The following is a 23,145-nucleotide window of genomic DNA, read 5'->3' as shown; positions in this document are numbered from 1 at the left end:
TACACTGTCGTATCGATATGGCATGGGCTGGACCGTGCCACCGCAACACCGCTTCGTCAGCAAAGGGGCACCGGATGAGGTACGCCGGTAGCGAGCCCGCAGATCGGGAGCCGGACAGTTCTGCCCGACCGCCCCTCGTCCGCGAGCTGCTTCTCGTCGTGGGACTCTTCGTGATCTACAAGCTCGGCCGACAGGCCGCGACCGGTCACGTCGAGGAGGCCTACCGCAACGCCGGAAATGTCTGGGACTTCGAACGGTCCGTGCACCTGCCGGGCGAGGGCGCGGTACAGAGCCTGCTGCTGCACAACGAGACGCTGATCCACCTCGCGAACACCTACTACGCGACCGTGCACTTCCCGGCCACGCTGCTCTTCCTCGTGTGGCTCTACTGGCGCCGCCCGCACCACTACGTCTGGTCGCGCCGTATCCTTGCCGCGCTCACCGGTGCCGCGCTCGCCCTCCATCTGCTGTTCCCGCTCGCCCCGCCGCGGCTGCTGGCCGCCGCCGGACTTGTCGACACCGGTCAGGTGTACGGGCCGACGGTGTACGGAGCGACGCCGGCGACCGACTCGATGGCGAACCAGTTCGCCGCGATGCCCTCGCTGCACTTCGGCTGGGCCGTGATGGTCGCCGTGGGGCTGATCGTCGCCACCCGCACCCGGTGGCGCTGGCTGTGGCTGCTGCATCCGCTTGCCACCCTGCTGGTGATAGTCGGCACGGCCAACCACTACTGGCTCGACTCGATCGTGGTCGCCGTGCTCCTCGCTCTGGCGTTCGTGGCGTTGCCGCTCCGGCGCACAGAGCCGGTACGCGCACACCTTCCGTGGCCGTCCTCGGGGAATGCGCCCGCGCCGGCGGCTGTGCCCCGGCCCGCCGAGCCCGTCGCGTCGACCGCCTACGCCGCACCGCGGGCCCACCCCGCTTCCTCGTACGCCTCGTCCGGGGCCCGGCAATGAACGCCACCCTGGTCGCCGTCGCGCTGTCCCTCGTCTCCGCCGCCGCGTACGCCTCGGCCGCGGTGGCGCAGGCCCGCCTTGCCGAGCGCACCGAGCCCGGCGCAGGGTTCCTGAGGCTGCTCGGGCGCGGCGCCTGGTGGTGGTCGGTCGGTCTGAATGCGGGTGGTGCGCTGCTGCACGTCGCGGCACTCAAGTACGGCCCGCTCACGCTCGTCCAGCCGCTCGGTGCCCTCACCCTGGTCGCCGCCGTCCCGCTGGGAGCCAGGGCCGCCGGACGCCGGGTCACCCGGATCGAATGGCGCGGCACGATCCTCACCCTGCTGGGTCTCGGCGCCCTGCTGATGACCGCGGGCGGCACCGCCCCGCACGAGACACTCAGCCTCCCCGAAGCACTGGCCGTCGGAGCCGGGACCATGGCCGTCGTCGCCGGACTCAGTCGCCCGGGAGCACGCCCCGGTCTGCGGCACGCGGCGGCGTCCGGCATCACCTCCGGTGTCGCCTCCGCGCTCACTCAGACCCTTACCGTGTCCGTCACCGACCACACCGGCCCGCTGCTCAGCTGGAGTGTGGTGATCGTCGCGGTCCTGGTCTCCGCGTTCGCGATGAGCGGGCTGCTGCTCGCCCAGACCGCCTACCGGGGCGGCCTGGGCGCGCCGCTGGCCGTCGTCACCCTCGCCAATCCGGTCGCCGCGGCGGCCATAGGCCTGGCCCTGCTCGGCGAACGGCTCCAGGGCGGCACGATCAGCCAGGTCCTGGCGCTACTGGGAACGGCTGCGGCGGTACGGGGCGTGATCCTGCTCAGCCGCGCACAGGCGGGGGCCCCGGCCGCCACCGACCGGACCGTGGCCGAGCCCGAGCGGGGGACCGGTTCACCGACACGGGTCGTGATCGGGAGCCGGGGGCCGTTGGACCAGCCGACGCTGCACCCGGAATCGGTCCGGGCCCCGGTGGGCGGGCCGTAAGGCGTGGAGGCGACGCCTGGCCCGGAGACGTTTCGCGAAGACGTGACGTTCGATGGTCGAAGTGTCACGTTCACAAGCAACCCGCCTGCAGACGTGTGGCGTGCGGGAGCGGCGTCTGCCGTTGCTGATCTGCGGGCATCTGCAGAGCAAGATCTTGGTTGATGGGAGTGTCGACACGCTCTACGCGTGACGACAGGCGGCTCTCTGGCAACCATGCAGCGATCACTCGGCGATCCGAGCATCAGGTACCCGCTGTGGCCTCCGCTGACCAGAGGCTGTCCCCGGACCAGCACCAGCCGCATCTCCTACCCCGTCGAGGTCGACTACAACTACGACCAGGTACAGGCCGCCATTTTCTCCTCGGCCGGCAGCACAGGGCGGAGTGGCGGGCTGGATCGGTGGGCACCGTTGCTCCCGCCGCTGGTCGCGCCGGGCCTGGGTGAAGGTGGTACGCCACTGATCGAACTCGGGCCCGGGGTCTTCATCAAGGACGAGTCGCGCAATCCCACATGGAGCCACAAGGATCGCCTCAATCGCTGTACCACCAGTGCCGCCGTGAGTGTCGGCGCGCCGGGAGTCGTGGTCGCCTCTTCCGGTAACCACGGGGCCTCGGCCGCTGCCTTTGCCGCCCGTGCGGGCTTGCAGTGCGTCGTATTCGCGGGCCCGGACATGCCTCCGGCGGTTGATGCGTTCCTCAACGCCTACAACGCGGTGGTTCTGCCGGTGCCCTGGGCCGCGCGGTGGCCGCTGATGCAACGGGTCGTTGATCACATGGGTCTGCACCCGGTCAGCAACCTCACCACCGCGCACACCGGTCACGCCTTCGGCCCTGAGGGGTACAAGACCATCGCATACGAGATCTTCCTGGACATGGGCGTTCCAGGAGCTGTCTTCGTTCCCACCGGCTACGGCGAACTCCTCTTCGGCATCTGGAAGGGATTCACCGAGCTGCGACGGCTCGGTCCGGCCGAGCGGCTGCCACGCATCTTCGCCTGCGAGCCGGCCGCTGCCGCTCCTCTGGCCGAGGCGATGCGGCAGGGCCTGCCCGCGGTTCAGGTCGCCGTGGGACCCACTGATGCGTACTCGGTCGTCTCCGCTGTCAGCAGCTATCGCGGAGTGGTTGCCGTTCAGGACAGTGGCGGCCGAGTGCTGGAACTCAGCGACAAACAACTCGGTGCCGCCCGCAGGGAATCGGCCGGTGCTGGTCTCTGGACCGAACTCTCCAGCGCCGCCGGCCTCGCAGGCATGCGCAGCATCGATGACATCAGCGAGCCGGTGGTCTGCGTATCAACTTCCAGCGGGTTCAAAGACCGCATTGTGGGCACCCGTACAACCGAAATGATCGCCCCAAAATGGGATGAAGTGCGCCGCCAGCTGCACGAAGCAGGTATCCGCGACTGACTCCAGCCCAAGTACTCCTGGCGTCTTGCTCCTGCTGCCCCCAGGGAAGCCTCCGGAGACGTTTCGCGAAGACGTGACACTCACCGGCCGAAGTGTCACGTACATAAACAACCCACCCGCTGACCCGAGCCGTGCGAACCCCCACCTGCTCACCCGCCGGACCGGCGGTGCCGTCCTCAACAGCCCGGCGAGCTCGGCTTTTCTGCCTCGGTCTCATTCTCGGCCAGTGCCCGCGTCAGCCAGCCGATCCAGAAGTTCTCCAGATCGATGCCGCCACGCAGCACGAGATGCCGCAGCCGGTCCTCCTCGGAGTTCCGCTCAGGAGGGAAGTCCCGCTGCTCGATCTCCCGATACTCCGCCAGTTGACGACGGTGCAGTCCCAGATGCCGGAGCAGCTCCGCGTTCAGCCCGGGCGCGCCGACGACCGCTGCCGCCCGCATGCGCAGCAGCAGCGGATCCCGGATCTGCTTGGGGTCCTCTGAGCGGGCCACCCATGCGGACAGCGCCTCCCGGCCCGCGGGCAGCACCTCGTACTCCTTCTTCTGCCCACGGGCGGGCTGCTTCGAGGGCAGTACCCGGATCTGCCCGGCCTGCTCCAGCTTCCCCAGCTCGCGGTAGATCTGCTGATGCGTGGCGGACCAGAAATAGCCGATCGACCGGTCGAACCTGCGGGTCAGCTCCAGCCCCGACGACGGCTTTTCGAGCAGGGCGGTGAGGATCGCATACGGCAGTGACATGGGGTGCATCCTAGGGACGGCCGGGCAGTGGCCCCATGACGGAGGGGCCGGGCCGGCGGTGAACCCCCGGGCGGGGGGTTCACGGTTCCGTCACAGCGAAGCCGCGAGCTCCGTGCCCTGGCGGATCGCGCGCTTGGCATCCAGCTCGGCGGCCACATCGGCGCCGCCGATCAGATGGGCGGGACGCCCCGCCGTGAGCAGCTCCTCGTGGAGCTCGCGGCGCGGTTCCTGGCCCGCGCAGAGCACCACCGTGTCGACCGGCAGGAGATGCTGTTCGCCGTCGACCGTGAGGTGCAGTCCGTCGTCGTCGATCCGGTCGTAGGCGGCGCCCGCGATCATCGTCACGCCGCGGTGCCGCAGCTCGGTGCGGTGGATCCAGCCGGTCGTCTTCCCCAGCCCTGCTCCGACCTTGCCGGTCTTGCGCTGGATCAGGTGGACGGTGCGCGACGTCTTCGGACGCTCCGGGGCGCGAAGACCGCCCCGGTCGCGGTAGCGGGTGTCGACGCCCCACTGCCGGAAGAACACCTCGGGGTCGAGGCTCGCCGCATCGCCCGAATCGGTCAGGAATTCGGCCACGTCGAAGCCGATCCCGCCCGCCCCGATGATCGCGACCCGGTCACCGACCTGCGCCCCGCCGTGCAGGACGTCGAGGTAGCTGACCACGCTGGGGTGGTCCAGGCCCGGGATCGCGGGGGAGCGGGGCGTGACACCGGTGGCGAGGACGACCTCGTCGAAGCCTGCGAGGACATCCACCGTGGCCCGCGTGCCGAGCCGCAACTCGACGTTCTCCTCCGCGAGCCGGGTACGGAAGTAGCGCAGCGTCTCGTTGAACTCCTCCTTGCCGGGAACCCTGCGCGCCACGTTCAGCTGGCCGCCGATCTCCTCGGCCGCGTCGAAGAGGGTCACCTCGTGCCCGCGCTCGGACGCCGATACGGCACACGCGAGACCGGCGGGGCCGGCGCCCACGACCGCGACCCGCTTGACGGTGCGGGTCGGTGACAGGGTGAGTTCGGTCTCGTGGCAGGCGCGTGGATTGACCAGACAGGAGGTGACCCGGCCGCTGAAGACGTGGTCCAGGCAGGCCTGGTTGCAGCCGATGCAGGTGTTGATCGCGTCGGCACGGCCACCGGCCGCCTTGACGACGAAGTCCGGGTCGGCGAGGAAAGGCCGGGCCATCGACACCATGTCCGCCCGGCCCGACGCGAGGATCTCCTCGGCGACCTCGGGTGTGTTGATGCGGTTGCTCGTCACCAGCGGTATGGAGACGGCACCGCGTACCCGCTCGGTGACCCAGGTGTAGGCGCCGCGCGGCACGGAGGTGGCGATGGTGGGGATACGGGCCTCGTGCCAGCCGATCCCCGTATTGATGATCGTCGCGCCGGCGGCTTCGATCTCGCGGGCGAGCCGCACGACCTCCTCCAGCGAAGAACCGCCGGGCACCAGATCCAGCATGGAGAGCCGGTAGATCAGGATGAAATCGCTGCCGACCCGCTCACGGACGCGGCGCACGATCTCGACGGGGAACCGGATGCGGTTCTCGTACGAGCCGCCCCAGCGGTCGGTGCGCCGATTGGTGGCAGCGGCGATGAACTCATTGATCAGATAGCCCTCGGAGCCCATGATCTCGACACCGTCGTACCCGGCACGTTGCGCGAGCTCGGCAGCCCTGGCGAAGTCCTCGATGGTCTCCTCGACCTCGTCGTCGTCAAGGGCGTGCGGAGTGAAGGCGCTGATCGGCGCCTGGATCGCGCTGGGCGCGACCAGGTCGGGATGGTGCGCGTACCGGCCGAAATGCAGGATCTGCATGGCGATCCGGCCGCCCGCCTCATGCACGGCGGCGGTGACCTGCGCATGCTGCTCGGCCTCCGCCTCGGTGGTCATCTCGGCGCCGCCGGGAAAGGAGCAGGCCCGGGCGTTCGGGGCGATCCCGCCGGTGACCATCAGGCCGACGCCGCCCCGCGCACGTTCCGCGTAGAAGGCGGCCATCCGCTCGAAGCCGCGCTCGACCTCCTCCAGACCGATGTGCATCGACCCCATCAGCACCCGGTTGGGGAGAGTGGTGAACCCGAGGTCGAGCGGGCTCAGCAGATTCGGGTACGGGCTCATGCAGCGGCTCCTCACGCAGGGTCGTTGTGCCAGTTGTAGACGAGTGGCAGACCATTGTGCAACAAGTTGCATAATGGTCTTCGTCGCAGAGCCGCGCGTGCGGTCGTCCCCCGGACGGCGTAACACCAGGACACGCCGGCGCCTCGCGTCACGGAGAGTGGAACCGCGGCACCCGCCCGCCACAGCACATCGGGTGGCGTGTCCGGGCCCATGCAGGGCCCCGGACCCTTGCCCCACTCGGCCCCGAACCCCCGCGGAGACCCCCATGGCCTGCCTCGACCGGCGTGACCTCGGCCTGCTCGTCCTGCGCGTCGGCACCGGCGCGGTACTGGCCGCGCACGGCACCCAGAAGCTGGCCGGCTGGTTCGGCGGCGGAGGCATCGAAGGAACCACCGCCGCGATGGAGGCCATGGGCTTCCACCCGCCGAAGCACAGCGCGGTCGCCGCCGGGCTCGGCGAGGCGGGCGGCGGCGCACTGCTGGCACTCGGCCTCGCCACCCCGGCGGCCGGCGCTGCCGCGGCCGGCGCCATGGCGGGTGCCGTGGCCGTCCACGCGCCCGCCGGATTCTTCGCCCAGGGCGGCGGCTACGAGTACCCGGCCTTCCTCGGCTTCACCGCCGCGGCGATCGGCCTGATCGGACCCGGCCGGTACTCCGTCGACCACGCCACCCGGCACGTCTTCAACAAGCCATGGATGGTCGCCCTCGCCTTCGCGGGCAGCGCGGTCGCGGCTGCGGCCGTGGTCGGCAGGCGCGCCAAGGGCCGGGCCGTGGTCGACCCCGACACGACCTGACCACCCAACAGGACAGGGACCGGACGGCACCCCAGGGAGGGAGCCGCCCGGTCCCGACCGCACTACTTGCGGAACATCGGTCCCGGTCGCACTACTTGCCGAACGTCAGCGACGCGGCCGGGGAAGTGTTCCCGTACGCGTCGACGGCGACGACCCGCGCCACGTACCGCTTGCCCGCGACCGCGCCCGGCACCGGGATGCCGAGGGTGTTGGGGAGGGGCGTGAAGTAGAAGTCCGAGAGGACCTTGGACGAGACGACCGAGGCACCCGTCGACGCGTCCGTGATGTCGACGTCGTAGTGGTGCACCATCTGGTCGTCCTTGGCCTGCGCGATCCGCAGCGCCGTGCCGCCCTCGGCGTCGGATACCCGGGACAGCGGCTCACGGGTGGTGAACTCCGGTGCCACGGTGTTGCGTTCGGCGTCCGTGTAGCGGAAGTTGTCCTTGATCTGCTGGTTCGTCGAACCCTTCAGACGTACGGTCCAGGTGGCACCGCTCAGGGTGCCCGCGCTGGCGTACGGCGGCTGCCAGCTCGCCGACCACTGGCCACCGGTGTAGATGTCGTGCTTGTCCGCGGCCATGTTCACCCGCGCGATCTCCGTGCGGTCCTTGTAGACCTCGACGAAGAGCGCCTGTGCGGTCGGCGACTCGAAACGGTTGGCGAGGCCTTGCTCGGTGACCATCTGGTAGCCGTGGTCGATCTCGACGTACGACATCGAACCGTCGTTGACCGAGGTGAAGTCGCGCTGGTGGATCGAGCGGTCGTCATTGATGTTCAGGTGCGAGTGGCCGGAGAAGAGGATGGCCTGCGGGAAGGCGCTCAGATCCTCGGCGAGCCGTGGGTTGGACGCCTGCTGACCGTCCATGGTCGTGCCCGTGGTGGGCCGGTGTCCCTGGACCAGGACGGGCTTGCCCGCGTACGCCGGGTCGGCGGTGATCGCGGCGAGCCGCTCCTTGAGCCAGGTGCGCTGGGCGGTGTCCGAGTTGTACGTCTCGGTGTTGACCGTGAGGATGTGCAGGCCCTTCACCTCGGACTCGTAGTAGCCGCCGCCCGCGTCGGGGAACCACGCCCTGGGGTATCCGGCCCGTATCGCGGCGAGGCTCGCGTCGTGGTTGCCGTTGGAGATCAGCAACTGCGTGTCGTTCATGCCCTTGCGGGCCAGGTTGGCCTGGAAGATCTCGGAGACGATCCTGTGATCGGGCCCCTTGCCGTCACCGTTGTCGTTGATCATGTCGCCGTTGGACAGGATCGCGTCCGGTTCGGGGAAGATCGACCCGATGGTGTCGAAGAAGCTCTCGTACTTCTTGTCGGCGCTCGCATGGCTGCCCACGTGCACATCGGACATGACGACGAGGCGGGCGAGCGGCTTCTCCCGGGACTTGATCAGATAGCCGTACGACACCGGGACGCTGCTCTGCTTGCCATGGAAGGCGACTGCCGTGACGTTGGTGTCCTTCTCGATCCGCAACGGGTGGCCCGGGGAGTAGACGTGGCTGTCGCGGGTCGGGGTCGTACCGTCCAGCGTGTAGCGGACGGTGGTCCCGCGCTCGGCCTGGAGCTTGAGATCGACCGCGTGCTCGTAACGCCCGCCCGGAACGCTGACACCGGGGGAGGCCGGGGTACGGGTGTCGGAGGACTCGGCCTGTGCGACGGTCGGGGAGACGAGCGCGACGGACGTCGCGGCGATGAGGAGAGGGGCGAGTCTCACGGGGATCCCTGTTCTCTGGCCCGGGTTCTGATCCGGGTTGTGTGGTCCGGTTTCATAACGGGTGCATAACCGGTCTGAACCAAGGACGTTAGGTGCCGTGAGTCAGGGGGCGGTGCGCTCCGGCCGACTTCCCGGTGAAGTGATCATGAATGTCCGGTCGGTGTCGCTCGGGTGTCCTTCCGCGCGCAGCGGTCGGCTCGGTCCCTCCGGCCGTCTTCGTCAGGGGCGCGGTCGGGGACGGGCGATGAGTATGGCCACGTCGTCGTGATCGTCCGGATCGCGCAGCGAGTCCAGGAGCCGGTCGCAGGTTTCGTCCAACGAGCGATCGGGGCCGTCGAGCACGTCGAGGAGGACGTTCAGGCGCTCGTCGATGGCAACGCGGCGTCTTTCGACCAACCCATCGGTATAGAGAACCAGTTGATCACCGGGGCGCAGGGGGATGGTGGCCGCCTCGAAGGGGACGCCGCCGACCCCGAGGGGCGCACCCGTGGGCAGGTCGAGCAGCTCGGGGCGCTGACCGGTGCGGGTCAGCGCGGGGGGCAGGTGTCCGGCCGCGGCAATGTGGCACCGGTCGCTGTGCGGGTCGTATTCCGCGTAGACGCAGGTGGCGATGTACGGCTCCAGGCCCGCGGTGATCCTGTCGAGGTGCTGCAACACCTCGGCGGGCGGCAGGTCGAGGCCGGCCAGAGTGGCGGTGGCGGTGCGCAGACGGCCCATCGCGGCGGCCGCGTCGATGCCGCTGCCCATCACGTCGCCCACCACGAGCGCGGTCCTGTCCCCCGCGAGGGGAATGACGTCGAACCAGTCGCCGCCGACCTCCGTGGAGGTTCCGGCCGGTTCGTAGCGGGTGGCGACCTCCAGAAGCTCGGGCGGCGCCGGCTGCGGCAGCAGACTGCGCTGGAGCGTCACCGCGGTGTTGCGGACGCTCTGGTACAGGCGTGCGTTGTCGAGGGACACCGCGGTCCGGCCGGCCAGCTCGCCCGCCAGAGTGACGTCGTCCTCGGTGAAGGAGGCCGGATTGCGGCCGCGCATCAGGCTCAGGACGCCGAACGCCCCGCCCAGGGTGGCCAGCGGTGTCGCGAGATACGAATGGATACCGGCGCTGGCCAGGACAGCGGCGGATCCGGCGTCACGGGCGATGCGCGCCAGATCCCATTCGTCGACGTGCTTCACGATGACGGGGCGACCGGTCCGTACACACCGGGTGGGCAGCCGATTGGCGTCGTAGCTGACCAGGTCGTCGGCTCTCCCCACGGCGGCGGCCGCCTCGGTGAGGCAGCCGGCCTCCACGGCGAGGGTGCGAAAGAGCGCCGGGCCGTTGGCAGGTGTCGCGGGGCGGCGATCGTCCAGGGCCGAGTCGAGTACGTCCACGACCGCGACGTCGGCGAGTTCGGGCACCGCGACATCGGCCAGCTCGCGGGCCGTCTGTTCCATCTCCAGGCTGGTGCCGATACGGGCGGAGCCCGCGGCGATCAGGGCCAGGCGCTGCCGGGCCTGGGCCGCCGCCGCGATCGCGCCGTACCGATCGGTGACTTCCACCACCGACGTGGCGACACCCAGCACCTCACCATGGGGATCCTCCAGCCGGTAGACGGAGATGGACCAGGCACGATCGGTGTCGGGGTCGGCCGGGGTGCGGCCGATGGTGTACTTGTCGACTTGCGGAATTCCGGTCTTGAGCACTTCCCTGACCGCCGCCTCGGACGCGTCGACACTGACGGAGGGCAGGACCTCGCGGAAACCCCGGCCGAGGTGGTCCTCGGCGGACAGGCCATGCATCCGCTCCATCGCCGGATTGACAGCGACATACCGTAGATCGGTGTCCAGAACCTCCAACCCGATCGGCGACTGGGCGATCAGCTGCGTGGACAACGCCACGTCCCGTTCCACTTCACGCAGCTTCGACGCGTCCGTGACGATGCCCAGCGTGTAGAACTCCCCCTGTCCTACCGGCAGTCGTGTACAGCGGAATTCGACCGGCCGCGTACCGCCGCCCTTGTGCCGGACGGGAAAGACACCGGCCCAGCCCTCGCCGGTCTCCACCATCTGCCGGCACTTGCCGGCCACCAGATCCATGTACGAGTCATGGACCAGCAGCTGTGCCGCGTTGCGGCCCCGTATCTCCTGCGCGGAGTAGCCGACCAGTTCCTCGGCCTGCGGGCCCCACAACACGATCCGCCCGGCGGCGTCCAGCGCCACCACCGCCACACGGACCGCATCCAGTACGCCGGTCGGCTGCTCCAGTCGGGCGTCGGGTGCGTCGTTGTCGGCGCCGAAGGATTCCGCTTGGCTCATCCCGAGCGCTCCTTTCGTCTGCCGGCACGCGCGGCTACGCGGTGGAGGTGGGCCCCGTCACCGCCACCTGGGCCGGCCTCAGGAGATGGTCGCCGACCCGGTAGCCATGCCGCAGCACCTCGGTGCATACGGCCTCATGAGCCGCGCCGCAGGCACAATAGGTGATCGCCTCGTGCGTGTGCGGGTCGAAGGGTTCACCCACCGCACCGACGGTCCGCAGGCCCAGCGCCGCGAGCCGGTCCTGGAGTGTGCCGGAGAGAACCGCCGCTGCGCCGTGGTCGTCGCCCTGCCGGCGGACCTCTTCCACGACGTCCAGGACCGGAAGCAGACCGGTGAGGACGTTGGCCACGGCGATCTCCCGTATCGCCAGGCGGTCGCGGCGCACCCGCTTGCGGTAGTTGTCGTACTCGGCTTTCAGCCGCTGCAGGTCCGCGGTCAACTCCGCGACCTGCTCAGGCAGTCGTGCTTCATGCATCCGTGCATCATGCGGTCGTGCACCTTCGGCTCCCGCTTGCGCCCGATCGTCCCCCGCGTCCCGGCGGCGCCGGGACGGGAGGGTGACCGGGGCGGGCCCGCGCCAGTCGCGCACCAGCACAAGTGGCCGCTCGCCCTGATGCCGGAGGTGCGGGTTCTCGTTCATCCGGTGCTTCCCTTCTGCTCGTCGTCGACGATCTCCGCATCGACGACCTCCTCCTCACCGGTGCCCGTGCCTCCGGGTGTGCCGCTGCCGGCCGTACCGCCTCCAGCGGATTGGCCGCCCTGCGCCTGCGCGTACAGGGCGGTGCCGATCCGCTGCGCGGCCGCCGCCGCCTTCTCGGTGGCGGTCCGGATCTCGGCCGTGTCGTCGCCCTTGAGTTTCTCCTTGACCTCGGCCAGGGCGGCCTCGGTCTCGGAACGCACATCCGCCGGGATTTTGTCGGCGTTGTCCCGCAGCAGTCGCTCGGTCTGGTAGACGAGGCCCTCCGCCTGGTTGCGGGTCTCGGCGGCCTCCTTGCGCCGACGGTCCTCCTCCGCGTGCTGCTCGGCCTCGCGCACCATGCGGTCGATGTCGTTCTTCGGCAGCGAGGAGCCGCCGGTGACGGTCATCTTCTGCTCCTTGCCGGTGCCGAGGTCCTTGGCGGTGACGTGCATGATGCCGTTCGCGTCGATGTCGAACGCGACCTCGATCTGCGGGACGCCGCGCGGGGCCGGCGGCAGGCCGGTCAGCTCGAACATGCCGAGCTTCTTGTTGTACGCCGCGATCTCGCGCTCGCCCTGGTAGACCTGGATCTGGACGGACGGCTGATTGTCCTCGGCCGTCGTGAAGATCTCGGAACGCTTGGTCGGGATCGTGGTGTTGCGCTCGATGAGCTTCGTCATGATGCCGCCCTTGGTCTCGATACCGAGGGACAGCGGGGTGACGTCGAGCAGCAGGACGTCCTTGACCTCGCCCTTGAGGACACCGGCCTGGAGCGAGGCACCGATGGCGACGACCTCGTCCGGGTTCACACCCTTGTGCGGGTCCTTGCCGGTCAGCTCCCTCACCAGCTCGGTCACCGCCGGCATCCGCGTCGAACCGCCCACCAGAATCACGTGATCGATGTCCGACAACTTGATCCCGGCATCCTTGACCGCGTTGTGGAACGGACCCTTGCAGCGCTCCAGCAGAGGCGCCGTGAGCTGCTCGAACTGTGCACGCGACAGCTTCTCGTCCAGATGCAGCGGGCCCTCGGCCGACGCCGAGATGTAGGGCAGGTTGATCGTCGTCTCGGTCGCCGACGACAGCTCGATCTTCGCCTTCTCCGCGGCCTCGCGCAGACGCTGGAGCGCCATCTTGTCCTTGGACAGGTCCACGCCGTAGCCGTTCTTGAACTGCTTCACCAGGTGGTCGACGACGCACTGGTCCCAGTCGTCACCACCGAGGTGGGTGTCACCGTTGGTCGCCTTCACCTCCACCAGGCCCTCGCCGATCTCCAGCAGCGATACGTCGAACGTGCCGCCACCGAGGTCGAACACGAGGATCGTCTGGTCGTTCTCCTTGTCCAGGCCGTAGGCCAGCGCCGCGGACGTCGGCTCGTTGATGATCCGCAGCACTTTCAGGCCCGCGATCTGTCCCGCCTCCTTGGTCGCGGTGCGCTGAGCGTCGTTGAAGTACGCCGGGACGGTGATCACCGCGTCGGTGACGTCCTCCCCGAGATGCGCCTCGGCATCCCGCTTCAGCTTCTGCAGCACCCGAGCGGAGATTTCCTGCGCGGTGTACCGCTTGCCGTCGATGTCGCCGGACTCGGGGAAACGCCAATGAGCGTCCCCCATATGCCGCTTGACCGACCGCGCGGTGCGCTCGACGTTCGTCACCGCCTGCCGCTTGGCCACCTCGCCGACCAGCACCTCGCCGTTCTTCGCGAAGGCGACCACCGATGGAGTGGTCCGCGCGCCCTCGGTGTTCGCGATGACCGTCGGCTCGCCGGCCTCGAGCGCGGACACCACGGAGTTCGTCGTTCCCAGGTCAATGCCCACTGCCCGCGCCATCGCTGCCTCCTTTGCGCGTCATCGTCCGCATGACATCGCACTTGTCATCCTTTGGACGACATTTTACAACCGGATGGAGCTGAAGCGCATCGGCAGATCGAGGCGGTGACGATGTTCTCGGTGCGGGCGAGGCGGCGGGCGGCTCCCGTCATTCGGTTGACGTCAACAGGGTGTCGAGCCGGTGGCTCCGGCGTGCGGGCGGGCAATGCGGGATCGGGCGTGGACACAGCGGCTCCGGAGTGCGGTGATGTTCCGCCGGGTACACGCTGACGGCATGAGCCCGACCCGCCGATCGTCCTCCACAGTCCCTCGTCGGCCGAGTGGCGAAGGCGCACGGTCGGTTACGGGAATGGGCCGAAGCACCCGCACCCCACGCCGAGGGACCTGAGAAAGGGACCGTCATGGTTCACGGCGGCAACGTGATCGCTGAGCTCACGGCCGATCACCGTGAGGTGGAGGAGCTCTTCGCCCGGATCGAGGCACAGCCGGTCGATCATCCGCAGCGGCGTGTACTGGCGAACCGGCTGACGGCGGAGCTGGTGCGGCACTCGGTGGCCGAGGAGTTGCATCTGTATCCGACTGTTCGCAAAAACGTCCGCGACGGGAAAGGGCTGGCGGCCGAGGAACTCGCCGAACACGCCCAGGTCGAGCAGATGCTCAAGGACCTCGAAGGACTGCACGCCAATGATCCGGAGTTCGATGACACCGTCGCGAAGCTGAAGTCCGAGGTCGCCTCCCACATCGACGAGGAGGAGCACGACCTGTTCCCGAAGCTCGCGGCGTCCTGTTCCCCCGAGAAGCTGGACGAGCTGGGAGAGCTGGTGCGCCGGTCCAAGGAGACGGCTCCTACCCGCCCGCACCCCTTGCTCCCCGACACTCCGCCCGCCAACAAACTGTTCGCCCCCGGCGCAGGGCTGGTGGACCGCGTACGCGACCTGCTGAGCGGCCGCACCACCAAAGCCTGAAGGCCCGGCCACGCCTCGCCACCCATCACCCGGACGACTGGTTCACCGGAAGGAGCATCGAATGCCGGCCCTCGAACGGATCATGCCGGTCGCCGGGGCGCCCTGCTGGGTGAACCTGATGGCACGCGATCTGCACGCGGCGCAGTCCTTCTACACCGAGGTCATGGACTGGGAATTCCGTGCCAGCAACCTCGGGAGCAACTTCTCCGTCGCCATGGCGCACGGCGAACCCGTCGCCGGAATCGGAGCCTGTTCACCCGGCGGCCCTACCGCCGTCTGGACCCCGTCCTTCGCCGTCCGCGACGCCGACGAGACGGCCGACCGGGTCCGGGAACGCGGCGCCACGCTCGCGATCGGTCCGCTGAAGCTCGGCGCGGGGCGCGCCGCTTTCGCGGCCGACCGTGACGGGGCCGTCTTCGGTTTCTGGGAGGGCCCGGCCCTGGCCTGGGCGGTGGGGCGGGGCAGTGCACCCGCCCGGCTCGACCTGCAGACCCGCCACGCGTTCGAGGCCGCCATCTTCTACGCCGAGGTCTTCGACTGGGCCCAACAGCCGGGCGGCTGCACGGTCGAATACGCGCAGGACCACGTCCTCGTCCAGCTCGCGGGACACACCGTCGCCACCCTGCACGGCGGAGGCATCGAAACCGCCCCGGACCCGAAGATCAGGCCTCGGTGGATCGTCGACTTCCACGTCCAGGACAGCAAAAAGGCCGCCGCGGCCGCCATCGCCGCCGGGGGCGAATCCTCACCGGTTCCCTCACTCGCCGGTCCCGCGAAGGACGCCTTCGTCGTCCGCGACCCGGACGGCAGCCTCTTCACCGTGTCCGACGACTGACGGGGCGGGACACCGACTCCCGGTCCCGCCCCCGGACGGCCGTCCGACGTACTCCCGCAGTGCCCCGGCCCGACCACGGGCAGTACATCGAGACCCTCGGGATCGAGCCCCTCAGGCCCGCGCGGCGGATTCGTAGAGGTCGAGCAGCCGGCCGCGCGTCGCGTGCAGCCGTTGGGTGAGTACGAGACCGACCCATTGGCTGATCGCGAATCCGAACTCGGGGTCCGACCGGCAGAGTGCGCGGATCTGGGATGCGTCGAATTGGTACGCGCGGACGGGGCTCACCGTCTCGGCTCCGAGTTCCCACTCGAAGGGCGGGAAGAGCCAGGACAGCCCGATCAGCTCGCCCGGCCCCAGTGACTCGATTTCCGCGCGACGCCGCCGCGGAAGCTGTGAGTCGAGGGTCACGGTGCCCGTCTTCATGATCCAGAAGTGGTCGGCAGCCGTGTGTTCCTCGAAGAGCCGGTGTCCGGCGGGGAAAAATACGTTGTCGGCAAGGCTCAGGAGATGGTCGCGGTGTGCGGGCGACAGAGACGTGACTTTGTATGTGGTGGTCATCGGAGAACTCCTCCGAGGAGCGGCTCTGCGGAGGGCGGAACCTCCTGCTGCCGTACGGCGTGCCCGGCATGGCATCGCATGAGCCCGCGGGACGCGGCGTGCGATGGACATGGCCCGAGCGTGTCGGCTCGTGCGGCCACGAGGTTCTGCCGACCTCTCGTAGAGGAGTTGTTCCCCATCACGGCAGAAGTACGCGACCGGCCGTCCGCGAGGCCATGGCCGGCGAACGGCCGACGGCAAGAGGAGCAGGCTACGCCTGGGCCGCCACGGTCAGAAGCCCGATGACCCCGGACGCGTGAGCCCGTCCGGTCGAGTCCGTCGTCCAGGCGCCGGCCCAGCAGCACCAAGGCTTCGGCCTCGGCCGGCCGGCAGTTCGTCCGGCGACGCACGGATACGGGAATCGTCGCCGTCCTGTACCGCTGCAGCGCTCGCGTCGCACGGCTCCGTCACGGTGCGTGGCGGGTATCGGACCGGCCGTGGGCCAGGCCGCGGACGGCCGGTCCGGCACGTTCACCCGGCGGGCCCGCGGGCGATCTGCCGGGTTCCTGGACCGGGTCTGCCCACCTCGGCCGGTCAGGGTCTCGCCGTGTTCCGCGGCGAGATGCCTGGTGCTGGTCCCGCCGAGGGCTCGAGCTGCCCGGGGTGAGCACATCGGCAGCGCAAGCGCGTCCATCGCCCGCTCGGCCGGGCATCCAGGTCCCGGGCGCCGGCGTATTCGGCGGCGCCCAGCCCGCTCGACGCCCTCGAATACCACTCCGGCGTGGAAGCGGCCGCGCCCACTCGGCCGCTGAGCGCCCTGAAGCGGGTGGCCGTGTCGCGCGAACGCTCCACCGGGGTAGCGCACAGGCTGGGCCGTGTGCTTGCTGGTAGTGAGCTATACGTGCCATGCGGGGGTCCCAGGAGTGGAGATGTAATGCGGTCTCGGTCCAAGCTGCCCGAACTGGCCACTGCCGTCGTGGTCGTCATCGCCCTCCTGGTCGGTGGCTGTGCCGGCGAGCAGCCACCGGAGCGGGAACCGGCGCAGGCTGAGGCGCCGTCGGCGGCTGTCCCCCTGCAGTCGCCGACGGTTGAGCAGGGCGCCCCGCTGAAGGAGCCGGCGCAGATGGTGAGCCGCAACGGGGTCCTGCGGGTGGAACTCGTGGTGGAGAGGCGGAAGGTGGAGGTGGGTGGCCGCAAGCTGTGGGCTCTCACCTACAACGGCAGTTACATGCCCCCCACGCTGCGGATCCGGCCGGGGGACAAGGTGGACCTGTCGATGAAGAACTCGCTGAACGAGTTCACCAATCTGCATGTTCACGGACTGCATGTGTCGCCGAGCGGCAACTCCGACAACATCTTCGTCCACATTCATCCCGGCCAGACGTTTCACTACGCCTACCGGTTTCCGAACACCCTGCGGCCCGGCACCTACTGGTACCACTCACATGCGCACTCGATTTCGGCACCGCAGGTCGCCGGGGGCATGTCGGGCGTCCTGATCGTCGACGGGCTGCAGGAGTACATGCCGGCGAAATTGCGCCACATCACCGAGCACGTCATCGGGCTCAAGGACTTCCAGGTCCAGGGTGATGCGGTCAAGACCCAGAACCTGCACATCAGCGCTCCCACCAACCGCACCGTCAACGGCCAGCTGAACCCGACCATCCACATCCGGCCCGGTGAGACCCAGCTGTGGCGGCTGGCCAACATCAGCGCCAACGTCTACTACAACGTCCACCTCCAGGGTCAGCGGCTCCGTGTGATCGCCCACGACGGCACTCCTGTCGACCGGATCTGGACGGCCGACTCGCTCCTCCTCGCGGCGGGCGCCCGCTTCGACGTGCTCGTGCAAGGCGGTCCGGCCGGCCGTACCCAGCTGCAGACGCTCCCGTACAACACAGGCCCGGCCGGTAACAAGTTCCCGCAGGCGACCCTGGCGACCTTGGTGTCCGAAGGACCTTCCGCACAACCTGCGGCCCTGCCCTCGGCCTTCGCGCCGGTCGTGGACCTGAGCCACTCGGCGATCGCCGCCCGGCGCACCATCGTGTTGTCCGAGAACAAGGACGGCAGCAAGGACTACATCAACGGCAAACAGTTCGACCCGAACCGGGTGGACATCCGGTCCAAGCTGAACACGGTCGAGGAGTGGACCGTGCGCAACAACAGCAACGAAGAACACTCGTTCCACGTGCACGTCAACAAATTCCAGTTGATGAGCATCAACGGCCGACCGCACCACGGCCACGGCCTGCAGGACACGGCGAGCGTGCCCGCCAAGGGGCAGCTCGTCGTCCGGATCCGCTTCAGAAATTACACCGGCAAGACCGTCTATCACTGCCACATCCTCAATCACGAGGACGCGGGCATGATGGCGGTGCTGGAGATCGTCAAGTAGCGCCGACGCCCGCAGCACCATCCTAATGGCGCACATGTTCGAATGCGGGGTACGCACTCGCAGGATGGACGCCCCATCGCCTTTGGGGCGGGTCAGCCGGCGCTCCGGTCGGCGGGGCTGAACGTTTCCGTTGGCGCGGTGTACTCGGGCGTCGATTGCGGACGGGTTGTCCTGGCCGGAGGCGGGGCGAAGCGGTACCGGAGCAGCAGGTGTGCCCCTCGGGGCCGGACTTCGCTCCGAGTGGCGTCGGTGCCCAGGCCGGGGCGATTCTGGTGGAGACGGCCCAGCGGTGAACGAGGACGTGCCCATGGGGACGAGGAAAGTCATCTGCTGCCGTGAGTTCTGGGACCGTGTTACCCGCATGCAGCATGACCGCCGGATTCCCGTGGACGGGAGAGGACCGATGAGCGGAAAGCTGACAGGCAGGAAGGCCTTGATCACCGGCGGCGCACGAGGGATCGGCGCGGCTGTGGCCCGCAGGCTCGCCGCTGACGGAGCCGACGTGGCGATCAACTACCGGAGCAGCGGCGACGCGGCCGAAGCACTCGCCGCCGAGATCACCGCCGAGGGCCGCCGCGTGGTCGCGATCAAGGCGGACGTCAGCGATCCGGACGAGATCCGTCGGCTGGCCGATCAGGCCGCCGAGGCTCTTGGTGGACTGGACATTCTCGCCAGCAACGCCGGAATTGAGTACTTCGGCAAGCTGGACGATGTCACCCCCGCCGACTTCGACCGTGTCTTCGCCATCAACACACGAGCCCAGTTCTTCGCCGTGCAGAACGCGGTACGGCATATGGGCGAGGGAGGGAGGATCGTACTGACGTCATCGCAGAGTGCCCACAAGGCGGTTTTCTACCACGCCCTTTATGCGTCGAGTAAGGCCGCCGTCGAATGCATCGCGCTCAACCTCAGCCCCGAACTCGGCCGGCGCGGCATCACCATCAACGCCATCGCGCCCGGGGGAACCGTCACCGACATGTCCGCTCACGCGGCTTCCCACTACGTCCATCCCGACGTCGACACTGATTTCCACGACCTCATTCGCACCGCCAGTTCGCTCGGGCGGATGGCCCAGCCCTCCGAAATCGCCGCGGTGGTCTCGTTCCTGGTATCGGACGATGCCTCGTTCATCACCGGCCGGACCATCCAGGCCGACGGCGGCTGGTTCTGAACTCAGGGAGGGCAGGGCCGGCGCCAGGGAGTATCAGGTGGTCGGGGTGGCATCACAACGTCTTGCCGGGGGTCCTGGCCGTCCCCGGGCGTCCGGAGCGGCCCGGACGCCCGGGGACGACGCTCTCCCGCTGTCGGTCACGGCACGGCAGGCTCCAGCACGACGGGCAGCTCCGCGAGGCCGCGGAAGGCCGGGAACGGAACCTCCATCCAGGGGGCCTCACGCGCGGGGTCGGCCGAAGCCACCTTCGGGAAACGACTGAACAGACCGGTGAGAGCGAGTTGCGTCTCCAGTCTGGCCAGAGGTGCTCCCAGGCAGTAGTGGATGCCGTACCCGAACCCCAGATGGGCACTTTGCGCGTTCGCCGGCCGCGTCACATCGAACTCGTCCGGAGCGTCGAATTTCCGCGGGTCGCGGTTGGCCGAACTGAGCGCGATCTGAACCAGGGATCCCCTCGGAATCAGCGTCCCGGCGATCTGTACGTCCTCGGTCGCGAAACGGAACGTCGCGCTCTCCACCGAGCCGTCGTAACGCAGCAGCTCTTCCACCGCCCGCCCGATCAGCTCCGGGTTCTCCCGCACGGCACGAAGCTGCGCAGGGTGGGTGAGGAGATGGTGTACCGCGTTACCGATGAGGTAGGCGGTCGTCTTGTGACCCGCGAACATCAGCAGAAACGCCGTCGAGACCAGCTCCTGCTCGGTGAGCCCGCCGTTGTCGTCCCGGGCTGCGATGAGCGCGCTGAGCAGGTCCTCTCCCGGGCGGCTGCGCTTGCGCGCGAGGAGATCCGCGAAGTACGTGTGCAGGTCCTCCTCGGCCCTCTGCTGGGCCTGCTTGGATTCCTTGCTGAAGCCTGTGTGCGCCACGGTGGTGGACAGGCCCTGCAGCACCGACCGTTCGTCCGGCGGCACACCGAGCAGTTCACAGATCACGGTGATCGGCAGCGGGAATGCGAACGCGGACAGCAAGTCCACCGGTTCCCGGGTTGCGCAGCCGTCCAGCAGTGTCTCGACGATGTCCTGGATCTGCGGCCGCAACGACTCCACGCGACGCGGGGTGAACGTGGAGCCGACGAACTTGCGCAGCCGGGTGTGCTTGGGCGGGTCGGAGTTGAGCATGTGATCGTCCAGAGCCACGGACGAGTCACCGAAGATCCTTCGGTAGGCATCCATGGCCCCGTACATGTCCTTGCTCAGCCGCGGGTCCGTCAGGGCCGTCCTCGCGTCCTGGTACCGCGTGATCAGGTACGTGTCGATGCCGTGCGGCGGCCGCATGGGGCAGACGGGTGCCGTGTCCCTGAGGTTCGCGTAGACCGGGTGCGGGTTCCGTCGGAACTCGGGGGTGCACCGCTCGGCTGTGGCGACCGGATCGTCCACTGTGGTCACGGACGGCTCCTGAGGTCGAAGAGGGTCTCGGCGTTGCCGCCGAGGATGAGCTGCTGGGAGGCCTTGTCGATCGGCAGCTTCTCGATCATGTGCATGAATTCCTCCAGGGGCACGGACATCGGCGGCGAGTCAGTGCCGAACAGCATCCGCTCCGGCCCCAGCACCTCCGTGTTGAGGCCCAGGTGCGCCGGGCTGAACGTGCTGGTGTCGACGTACATGCGCTGCAGCGCCCCGGCCGGGTCGGCCACCGCCCGTCCGGAGGACGACGCCGGGACGGAGGACGGCGACGGAGCCGAGGACGGTGCCGACGGCGGGCCCCCGCCCCAGTGCCGGGGACGTGCCGCCGTCTGCAGGCGTTCCGGCAGGAGCGCCAGCGCGCCGCCGCCCGTCGCACCGATCAGTCGCAGGCCGGGATACTTGTCCAGCCATCCCGCGAACGCGATCATGGCCATGCCCATGGTGACGTCGCCGAACCGGCCGATCTGCTCGACGAAGCCGAGGTCGTCGACCCGGTCCGTGCCGATCGGTTCGGCCGGGGCGTGCACCAGAACCGGCACTCCCGCCTCGGCCGCCAGCGCGAAGAAGGAGTCGGCCCGCGGAGAGCCGAGCAGTTCGCCGTGGACGCTGGAGGTGGTGATCAGGCCGACGAAGGCGGGGTCCGCCAGCGTCTCCCGGACCCCTTCCAGGTGGTCGTCGTCGCCGAACGGGTTGGCGTACACGTACCCGCGCAGCTGGTCCGGGAAAGAGGAGATCAGCCCCGACATCCAGGCATGGAAGCCTCGGAGCCGGTCACGCGGTTGCGCGTAGTTGTCGACGCCCGGGACTCGCGCCATGGCGCCGGCGCCGACCGGACTGCCGATGATGGTGAGGTCGATCCCGGCCTGAGCGCGGGCGGCGAGCATTCCGTCGACGTCGGTGAGACTGGGAGGCATGGGGAAGCGTCGGGCGGCCTCCGGTGGGGACAGATGTCCGTGGATGTCGATGATCACGTGTGAGTTCCCGGGTTCGGTGTGAGTGCGTGGGCGACCGCGACGCAGTCCTCGTCGCCGTGTCCCTGGTCGGTGGCGCGGACGTGGGTCTGCGCGGCTGCGGCGACGAGAGGAAGTCGCAGCCCGGCTGCCGCCGCCTGGTCCGCGGCGAGCAGGAGGTCCTTGGCCATCAGTCTCAGCCGGAAGTCGGGCTTGTCGAAGCGCCCGGCCGCCAGCCGCTTGGACTTGAACGCCATGACGGGCGAGGCGAAGCCGCTGCCCGCGATCGTGCCGAGGACGAGCTTCCGGTCGAGTCCGGTGGCGGCCGCCAACTCGACGGCCTCGGCCAGCGCCTGCACCTCGATCCCCATCAGCAGGTTGAGGAGCAGCTTCATCCGCATGCCGGAACCGAGTTCGCCGAGGTGGACGACCTCCTTGCCCAGTAGTTCGAGCAGCGGCCGCCCCGCGGTGAAGACGCGCTCCTCGCCGCCGACGAACAGCCGCAGGTCACCGCTGCGGGCGTGCTCCCGGTTGCCCAGCATGCCGACGTCCAGAACGGAGTGCGCGTCGCCGGTGAGGCGGACGACCTCTTCGGGGGAGACCGTGCTGGCGCAGACCAGGGCGCCGGGGTACGAGCCCCCGGTCAGGATCCCGTCCGGTCCGTGCAGCACGGCGGCAAGGGCTTCGCCGTCGGTCACGGTACAGATGGCGGCGCTCGTACCCTCGACGGCATCGGCCGGATGCGCGGCGGCGACGGCGCCGGCCCGGGCGAGCGGCTCAGTCCGCTCCGCGGTGCGGTTCCAGACACGTACCTGAACGCCCTGGTCGAGAAGGCGAGTGGCCAGGCCGGTGCCCATCGTGCCGAGACCGAGGACGGCGACCGGTCCTGTGGTGGGGTGCGTCATGACGGCGCCCCCACGGTCTCCTGAATGACCCGGTACCGCAGCGACTGGGTCTGGTCGACCCAGTCGCGCAGCGGAGCCAGCAGTTGTCGGTGGTCCTCACCCTGTTGCCAGGCGAAGAAGTGCTCGGGCGTCTCCCACTCGCTGGCGATCACCCACTGCCGGGAGTCGTCGATGGGTTCTCCCAGCCGGTCGATGATGTGTCCGGGGACGCTGGCGACGGACTCCCTTATCCGCTCGTACGCGTCCAGAAAGCCCTGCTCACCGCCCTCGACGACGCGGACCGTGTACACCACGGACAGCCTGTCGGCCGGGTCGCCGTTCTGCGCAGTGCGCATGTCTCCTCCTGAAAGTCGAAATCTGGCAGAGCACGACTCCCACAAACTCATGGCGCCCGTGGGTCCGCAACTCCGTGTGGGAGACAGCCCAACGGAGAGAGAGGGAGCCCCCGCGATTCGTGGCCCGGTCGGGTGAGGACCGAAGGGCCTGCTCGGGCGTGGTCCTGGATGCCTCACATCACATCG

19 protein-coding genes are annotated in these 23,145 nt (G+C 69.1%); 8 read left to right on the top strand and 11 right to left on the bottom strand.

The window, feature by feature from the left end:
- The first annotated feature begins 74 nt into the window (after positions 1-74).
- From ACFVV1_RS34715 to ACFVV1_RS34705, 3 genes are all read left to right on the top strand, one after another.
- Entirely contained in the window at positions 75-956 is an 882-nt protein-coding gene (locus tag ACFVV1_RS34715; protein WP_389997791.1) for a phosphatase PAP2 family protein, read from the top strand.
- A complete protein-coding gene (locus tag ACFVV1_RS34710; RefSeq protein WP_389997788.1) occupies positions 953-1,918 on the top strand; it encodes a DMT family transporter in 966 nt (321 codons plus the stop codon). Before ACFVV1_RS34715 ends, ACFVV1_RS34710 begins: the two co-directional genes overlap by 4 nt.
- 213 nt (positions 1,919-2,131) lie before the next feature.
- Positions 2,132-3,319 carry a pyridoxal-phosphate dependent enzyme gene (locus ACFVV1_RS34705; RefSeq protein ID WP_389997883.1) on the top strand — a complete coding sequence of 396 codons (1,188 nt, stop codon included), beginning with the start codon at positions 2,132-2,134 and terminating at the stop codon, positions 3,317-3,319.
- 176 nt (positions 3,320-3,495) lie between these two features.
- Here the strand turns inward: ACFVV1_RS34705 and ACFVV1_RS34700 are convergent, their stop codons facing one another.
- On the bottom strand, positions 3,496-4,056 hold the full coding sequence (locus ACFVV1_RS34700) for a PadR family transcriptional regulator (RefSeq protein ID WP_389997785.1): 561 nt from the start codon (positions 4,054-4,056) through the stop codon (positions 3,496-3,498).
- Positions 4,057-4,146: 90 nt separating this feature from the next.
- The gene (locus ACFVV1_RS34695) at positions 4,147-6,162 is read right to left on the bottom strand and encodes an FAD-dependent oxidoreductase (protein WP_389997782.1); all 2,016 of its coding nucleotides are present in this window, start codon (positions 6,160-6,162) and stop codon (positions 4,147-4,149) included.
- Between the two features lie 265 nt (positions 6,163-6,427).
- Between ACFVV1_RS34695 and ACFVV1_RS34690 the strand changes: the two genes are divergently transcribed.
- The gene (locus tag ACFVV1_RS34690) at positions 6,428-6,955 is read left to right on the top strand and encodes a DoxX family protein (RefSeq protein ID WP_389997779.1); all 528 of its coding nucleotides are present in this window, start codon (positions 6,428-6,430) and stop codon (positions 6,953-6,955) included.
- A gap of 91 nt (positions 6,956-7,046) precedes the next feature.
- Here the strand turns inward: ACFVV1_RS34690 and ACFVV1_RS34685 are convergent, their stop codons facing one another.
- The 4 genes from ACFVV1_RS34685 to dnaK form a co-directional block, all read right to left on the bottom strand.
- Positions 7,047-8,663 (bottom strand): chitobiase/beta-hexosaminidase C-terminal domain-containing protein, encoded by a 1,617-nt coding sequence (locus ACFVV1_RS34685; RefSeq protein WP_389997776.1) that lies wholly within the window; start codon positions 8,661-8,663, stop codon positions 7,047-7,049.
- A gap of 219 nt (positions 8,664-8,882) precedes the next feature.
- The gene (locus ACFVV1_RS34680; RefSeq protein WP_389997773.1) at positions 8,883-10,958 is read right to left on the bottom strand and encodes a SpoIIE family protein phosphatase; all 2,076 of its coding nucleotides are present in this window, start codon (positions 10,956-10,958) and stop codon (positions 8,883-8,885) included.
- Positions 10,959-10,992: 34 nt separating this feature from the next.
- Positions 10,993-11,433 (bottom strand): nucleotide exchange factor GrpE, encoded by a 441-nt coding sequence (gene grpE / locus ACFVV1_RS34675; protein WP_389997770.1) that lies wholly within the window; start codon positions 11,431-11,433, stop codon positions 10,993-10,995.
- Positions 11,434-11,594: 161 nt separating this feature from the next.
- The gene (dnaK, locus tag ACFVV1_RS34670) at positions 11,595-13,466 is read right to left on the bottom strand and encodes a molecular chaperone DnaK (protein ID WP_389997767.1); all 1,872 of its coding nucleotides are present in this window, start codon (positions 13,464-13,466) and stop codon (positions 11,595-11,597) included.
- A gap of 401 nt (positions 13,467-13,867) precedes the next feature.
- On the opposite strand from dnaK, the gene ACFVV1_RS34665 reads away from it, so the two are divergent.
- Both ACFVV1_RS34665 and ACFVV1_RS34660 read left to right on the top strand, forming a co-directional pair.
- Positions 13,868-14,431, top strand: a complete 564-nt coding sequence (locus ACFVV1_RS34665; RefSeq protein WP_389997764.1) for a hemerythrin domain-containing protein — start codon at positions 13,868-13,870, stop codon at positions 14,429-14,431.
- Positions 14,432-14,492: 61 nt separating this feature from the next.
- On the top strand, positions 14,493-15,266 hold the full coding sequence (locus tag ACFVV1_RS34660) for a VOC family protein (RefSeq protein WP_389997761.1): 774 nt from the start codon (positions 14,493-14,495) through the stop codon (positions 15,264-15,266).
- Positions 15,267-15,377: 111 nt separating this feature from the next.
- On the opposite strand, the gene ACFVV1_RS34655 is transcribed toward ACFVV1_RS34660, so the two are convergent.
- The gene (locus tag ACFVV1_RS34655; protein WP_389997758.1) at positions 15,378-15,824 is read right to left on the bottom strand and encodes a Crp/Fnr family transcriptional regulator; all 447 of its coding nucleotides are present in this window, start codon (positions 15,822-15,824) and stop codon (positions 15,378-15,380) included.
- 913 nt (positions 15,825-16,737) lie between these two features.
- On the opposite strand from ACFVV1_RS34655, the gene ACFVV1_RS34650 reads away from it, so the two are divergent.
- Complete coding sequence (locus ACFVV1_RS34650) at positions 16,738-18,198, top strand: multicopper oxidase family protein (RefSeq protein WP_389997755.1); 1,461 nt, start codon at positions 16,738-16,740, stop codon at positions 18,196-18,198.
- Between the two features lie 403 nt (positions 18,199-18,601).
- Positions 18,602-19,369, top strand: coding sequence for an SDR family NAD(P)-dependent oxidoreductase (locus ACFVV1_RS34645; protein WP_389997752.1), 768 nt, complete (start codon positions 18,602-18,604; stop codon positions 19,367-19,369).
- Between the two features lie 137 nt (positions 19,370-19,506).
- Here ACFVV1_RS34645 and ACFVV1_RS34640 read toward each other — a convergent pair whose 3' ends face one another.
- From ACFVV1_RS34640 to ACFVV1_RS34625, 4 genes are read right to left on the bottom strand one after another with little or no spacing between them, the layout of a single operon-like run.
- On the bottom strand, positions 19,507-20,751 hold the full coding sequence (locus ACFVV1_RS34640) for a cytochrome P450 (RefSeq protein WP_389997749.1): 1,245 nt from the start codon (positions 20,749-20,751) through the stop codon (positions 19,507-19,509).
- The gene (locus ACFVV1_RS34635) at positions 20,748-21,740 is read right to left on the bottom strand and encodes an amidohydrolase family protein (protein ID WP_389997746.1); all 993 of its coding nucleotides are present in this window, start codon (positions 21,738-21,740) and stop codon (positions 20,748-20,750) included. Before ACFVV1_RS34635 ends, ACFVV1_RS34640 begins: the two co-directional genes overlap by 4 nt.
- A complete protein-coding gene (locus tag ACFVV1_RS34630; RefSeq protein ID WP_389997743.1) occupies positions 21,737-22,624 on the bottom strand; it encodes an NAD(P)-dependent oxidoreductase in 888 nt (295 codons plus the stop codon). Before ACFVV1_RS34630 ends, ACFVV1_RS34635 begins: the two co-directional genes overlap by 4 nt.
- Positions 22,621-22,959: an antibiotic biosynthesis monooxygenase family protein gene (locus ACFVV1_RS34625; protein ID WP_389997740.1), complete on the bottom strand. Its 339-nt coding sequence runs from the start codon at positions 22,957-22,959 to the stop codon at positions 22,621-22,623. The genes ACFVV1_RS34630 and ACFVV1_RS34625 overlap by 4 nt, the downstream gene beginning before the upstream one ends.
- Between the last annotated feature and the right edge of the window lie 186 nt (positions 22,960-23,145).

The sequence above is a fragment of the Streptomyces sp. NPDC058092 genome (assembly GCF_042884935.1).
Taxonomy (GTDB): domain Bacteria; phylum Actinomycetota; class Actinomycetes; order Streptomycetales; family Streptomycetaceae; genus Streptomyces.
Note: the sequence above shows the minus strand (reverse complement) of the source record. Positions and strands in the feature narration are given on the sequence as shown.

What these genes read in the sequence shown, in the direction of transcription:
- ACFVV1_RS34665 (WP_389997764.1), top strand. Translation starts at nt 13,868, where the DNA reads ATGGTTCACGGCGGCAACGTGATCGCTGAGCTCACGGCCGATCACCGT.
- ACFVV1_RS34625 (WP_389997740.1), bottom strand. Translation starts at nt 22,959, where the DNA reads ATGCGCACTGCGCAGAACGGCGACCCGGCCGACAGGCTGTCCGTGGTG.
- ACFVV1_RS34645 (WP_389997752.1), top strand. Translation starts at nt 18,602, where the DNA reads ATGAGCGGAAAGCTGACAGGCAGGAAGGCCTTGATCACCGGCGGCGCA.
- ACFVV1_RS34690 (WP_389997779.1), top strand. Translation starts at nt 6,428, where the DNA reads ATGGCCTGCCTCGACCGGCGTGACCTCGGCCTGCTCGTCCTGCGCGTC.
- ACFVV1_RS34650 (WP_389997755.1), top strand. Translation starts at nt 16,738, where the DNA reads ATGCGGTCTCGGTCCAAGCTGCCCGAACTGGCCACTGCCGTCGTGGTC.
- dnaK (WP_389997767.1), bottom strand. Translation starts at nt 13,466, where the DNA reads ATGGCGCGGGCAGTGGGCATTGACCTGGGAACGACGAACTCCGTGGTG.
- ACFVV1_RS34710 (WP_389997788.1), top strand. Translation starts at nt 953, where the DNA reads ATGAACGCCACCCTGGTCGCCGTCGCGCTGTCCCTCGTCTCCGCCGCC.
- ACFVV1_RS34655 (WP_389997758.1), bottom strand. Translation starts at nt 15,824, where the DNA reads ATGACCACCACATACAAAGTCACGTCTCTGTCGCCCGCACACCGCGAC.
- ACFVV1_RS34695 (WP_389997782.1), bottom strand. Translation starts at nt 6,162, where the DNA reads ATGAGCCCGTACCCGAATCTGCTGAGCCCGCTCGACCTCGGGTTCACC.
- ACFVV1_RS34680 (WP_389997773.1), bottom strand. Translation starts at nt 10,958, where the DNA reads ATGAGCCAAGCGGAATCCTTCGGCGCCGACAACGACGCACCCGACGCC.
- grpE (WP_389997770.1), bottom strand. Translation starts at nt 11,433, where the DNA reads ATGCATGAAGCACGACTGCCTGAGCAGGTCGCGGAGTTGACCGCGGAC.
- ACFVV1_RS34630 (WP_389997743.1), bottom strand. Translation starts at nt 22,624, where the DNA reads ATGACGCACCCCACCACAGGACCGGTCGCCGTCCTCGGTCTCGGCACG.
- ACFVV1_RS34705 (WP_389997883.1), top strand. Translation starts at nt 2,132, where the DNA reads ATGCAGCGATCACTCGGCGATCCGAGCATCAGGTACCCGCTGTGGCCT.
- ACFVV1_RS34700 (WP_389997785.1), bottom strand. Translation starts at nt 4,056, where the DNA reads ATGTCACTGCCGTATGCGATCCTCACCGCCCTGCTCGAAAAGCCGTCG.
- ACFVV1_RS34660 (WP_389997761.1), top strand. Translation starts at nt 14,493, where the DNA reads ATGCCGGCCCTCGAACGGATCATGCCGGTCGCCGGGGCGCCCTGCTGG.
- ACFVV1_RS34715 (WP_389997791.1), top strand. Translation starts at nt 75, where the DNA reads ATGAGGTACGCCGGTAGCGAGCCCGCAGATCGGGAGCCGGACAGTTCT.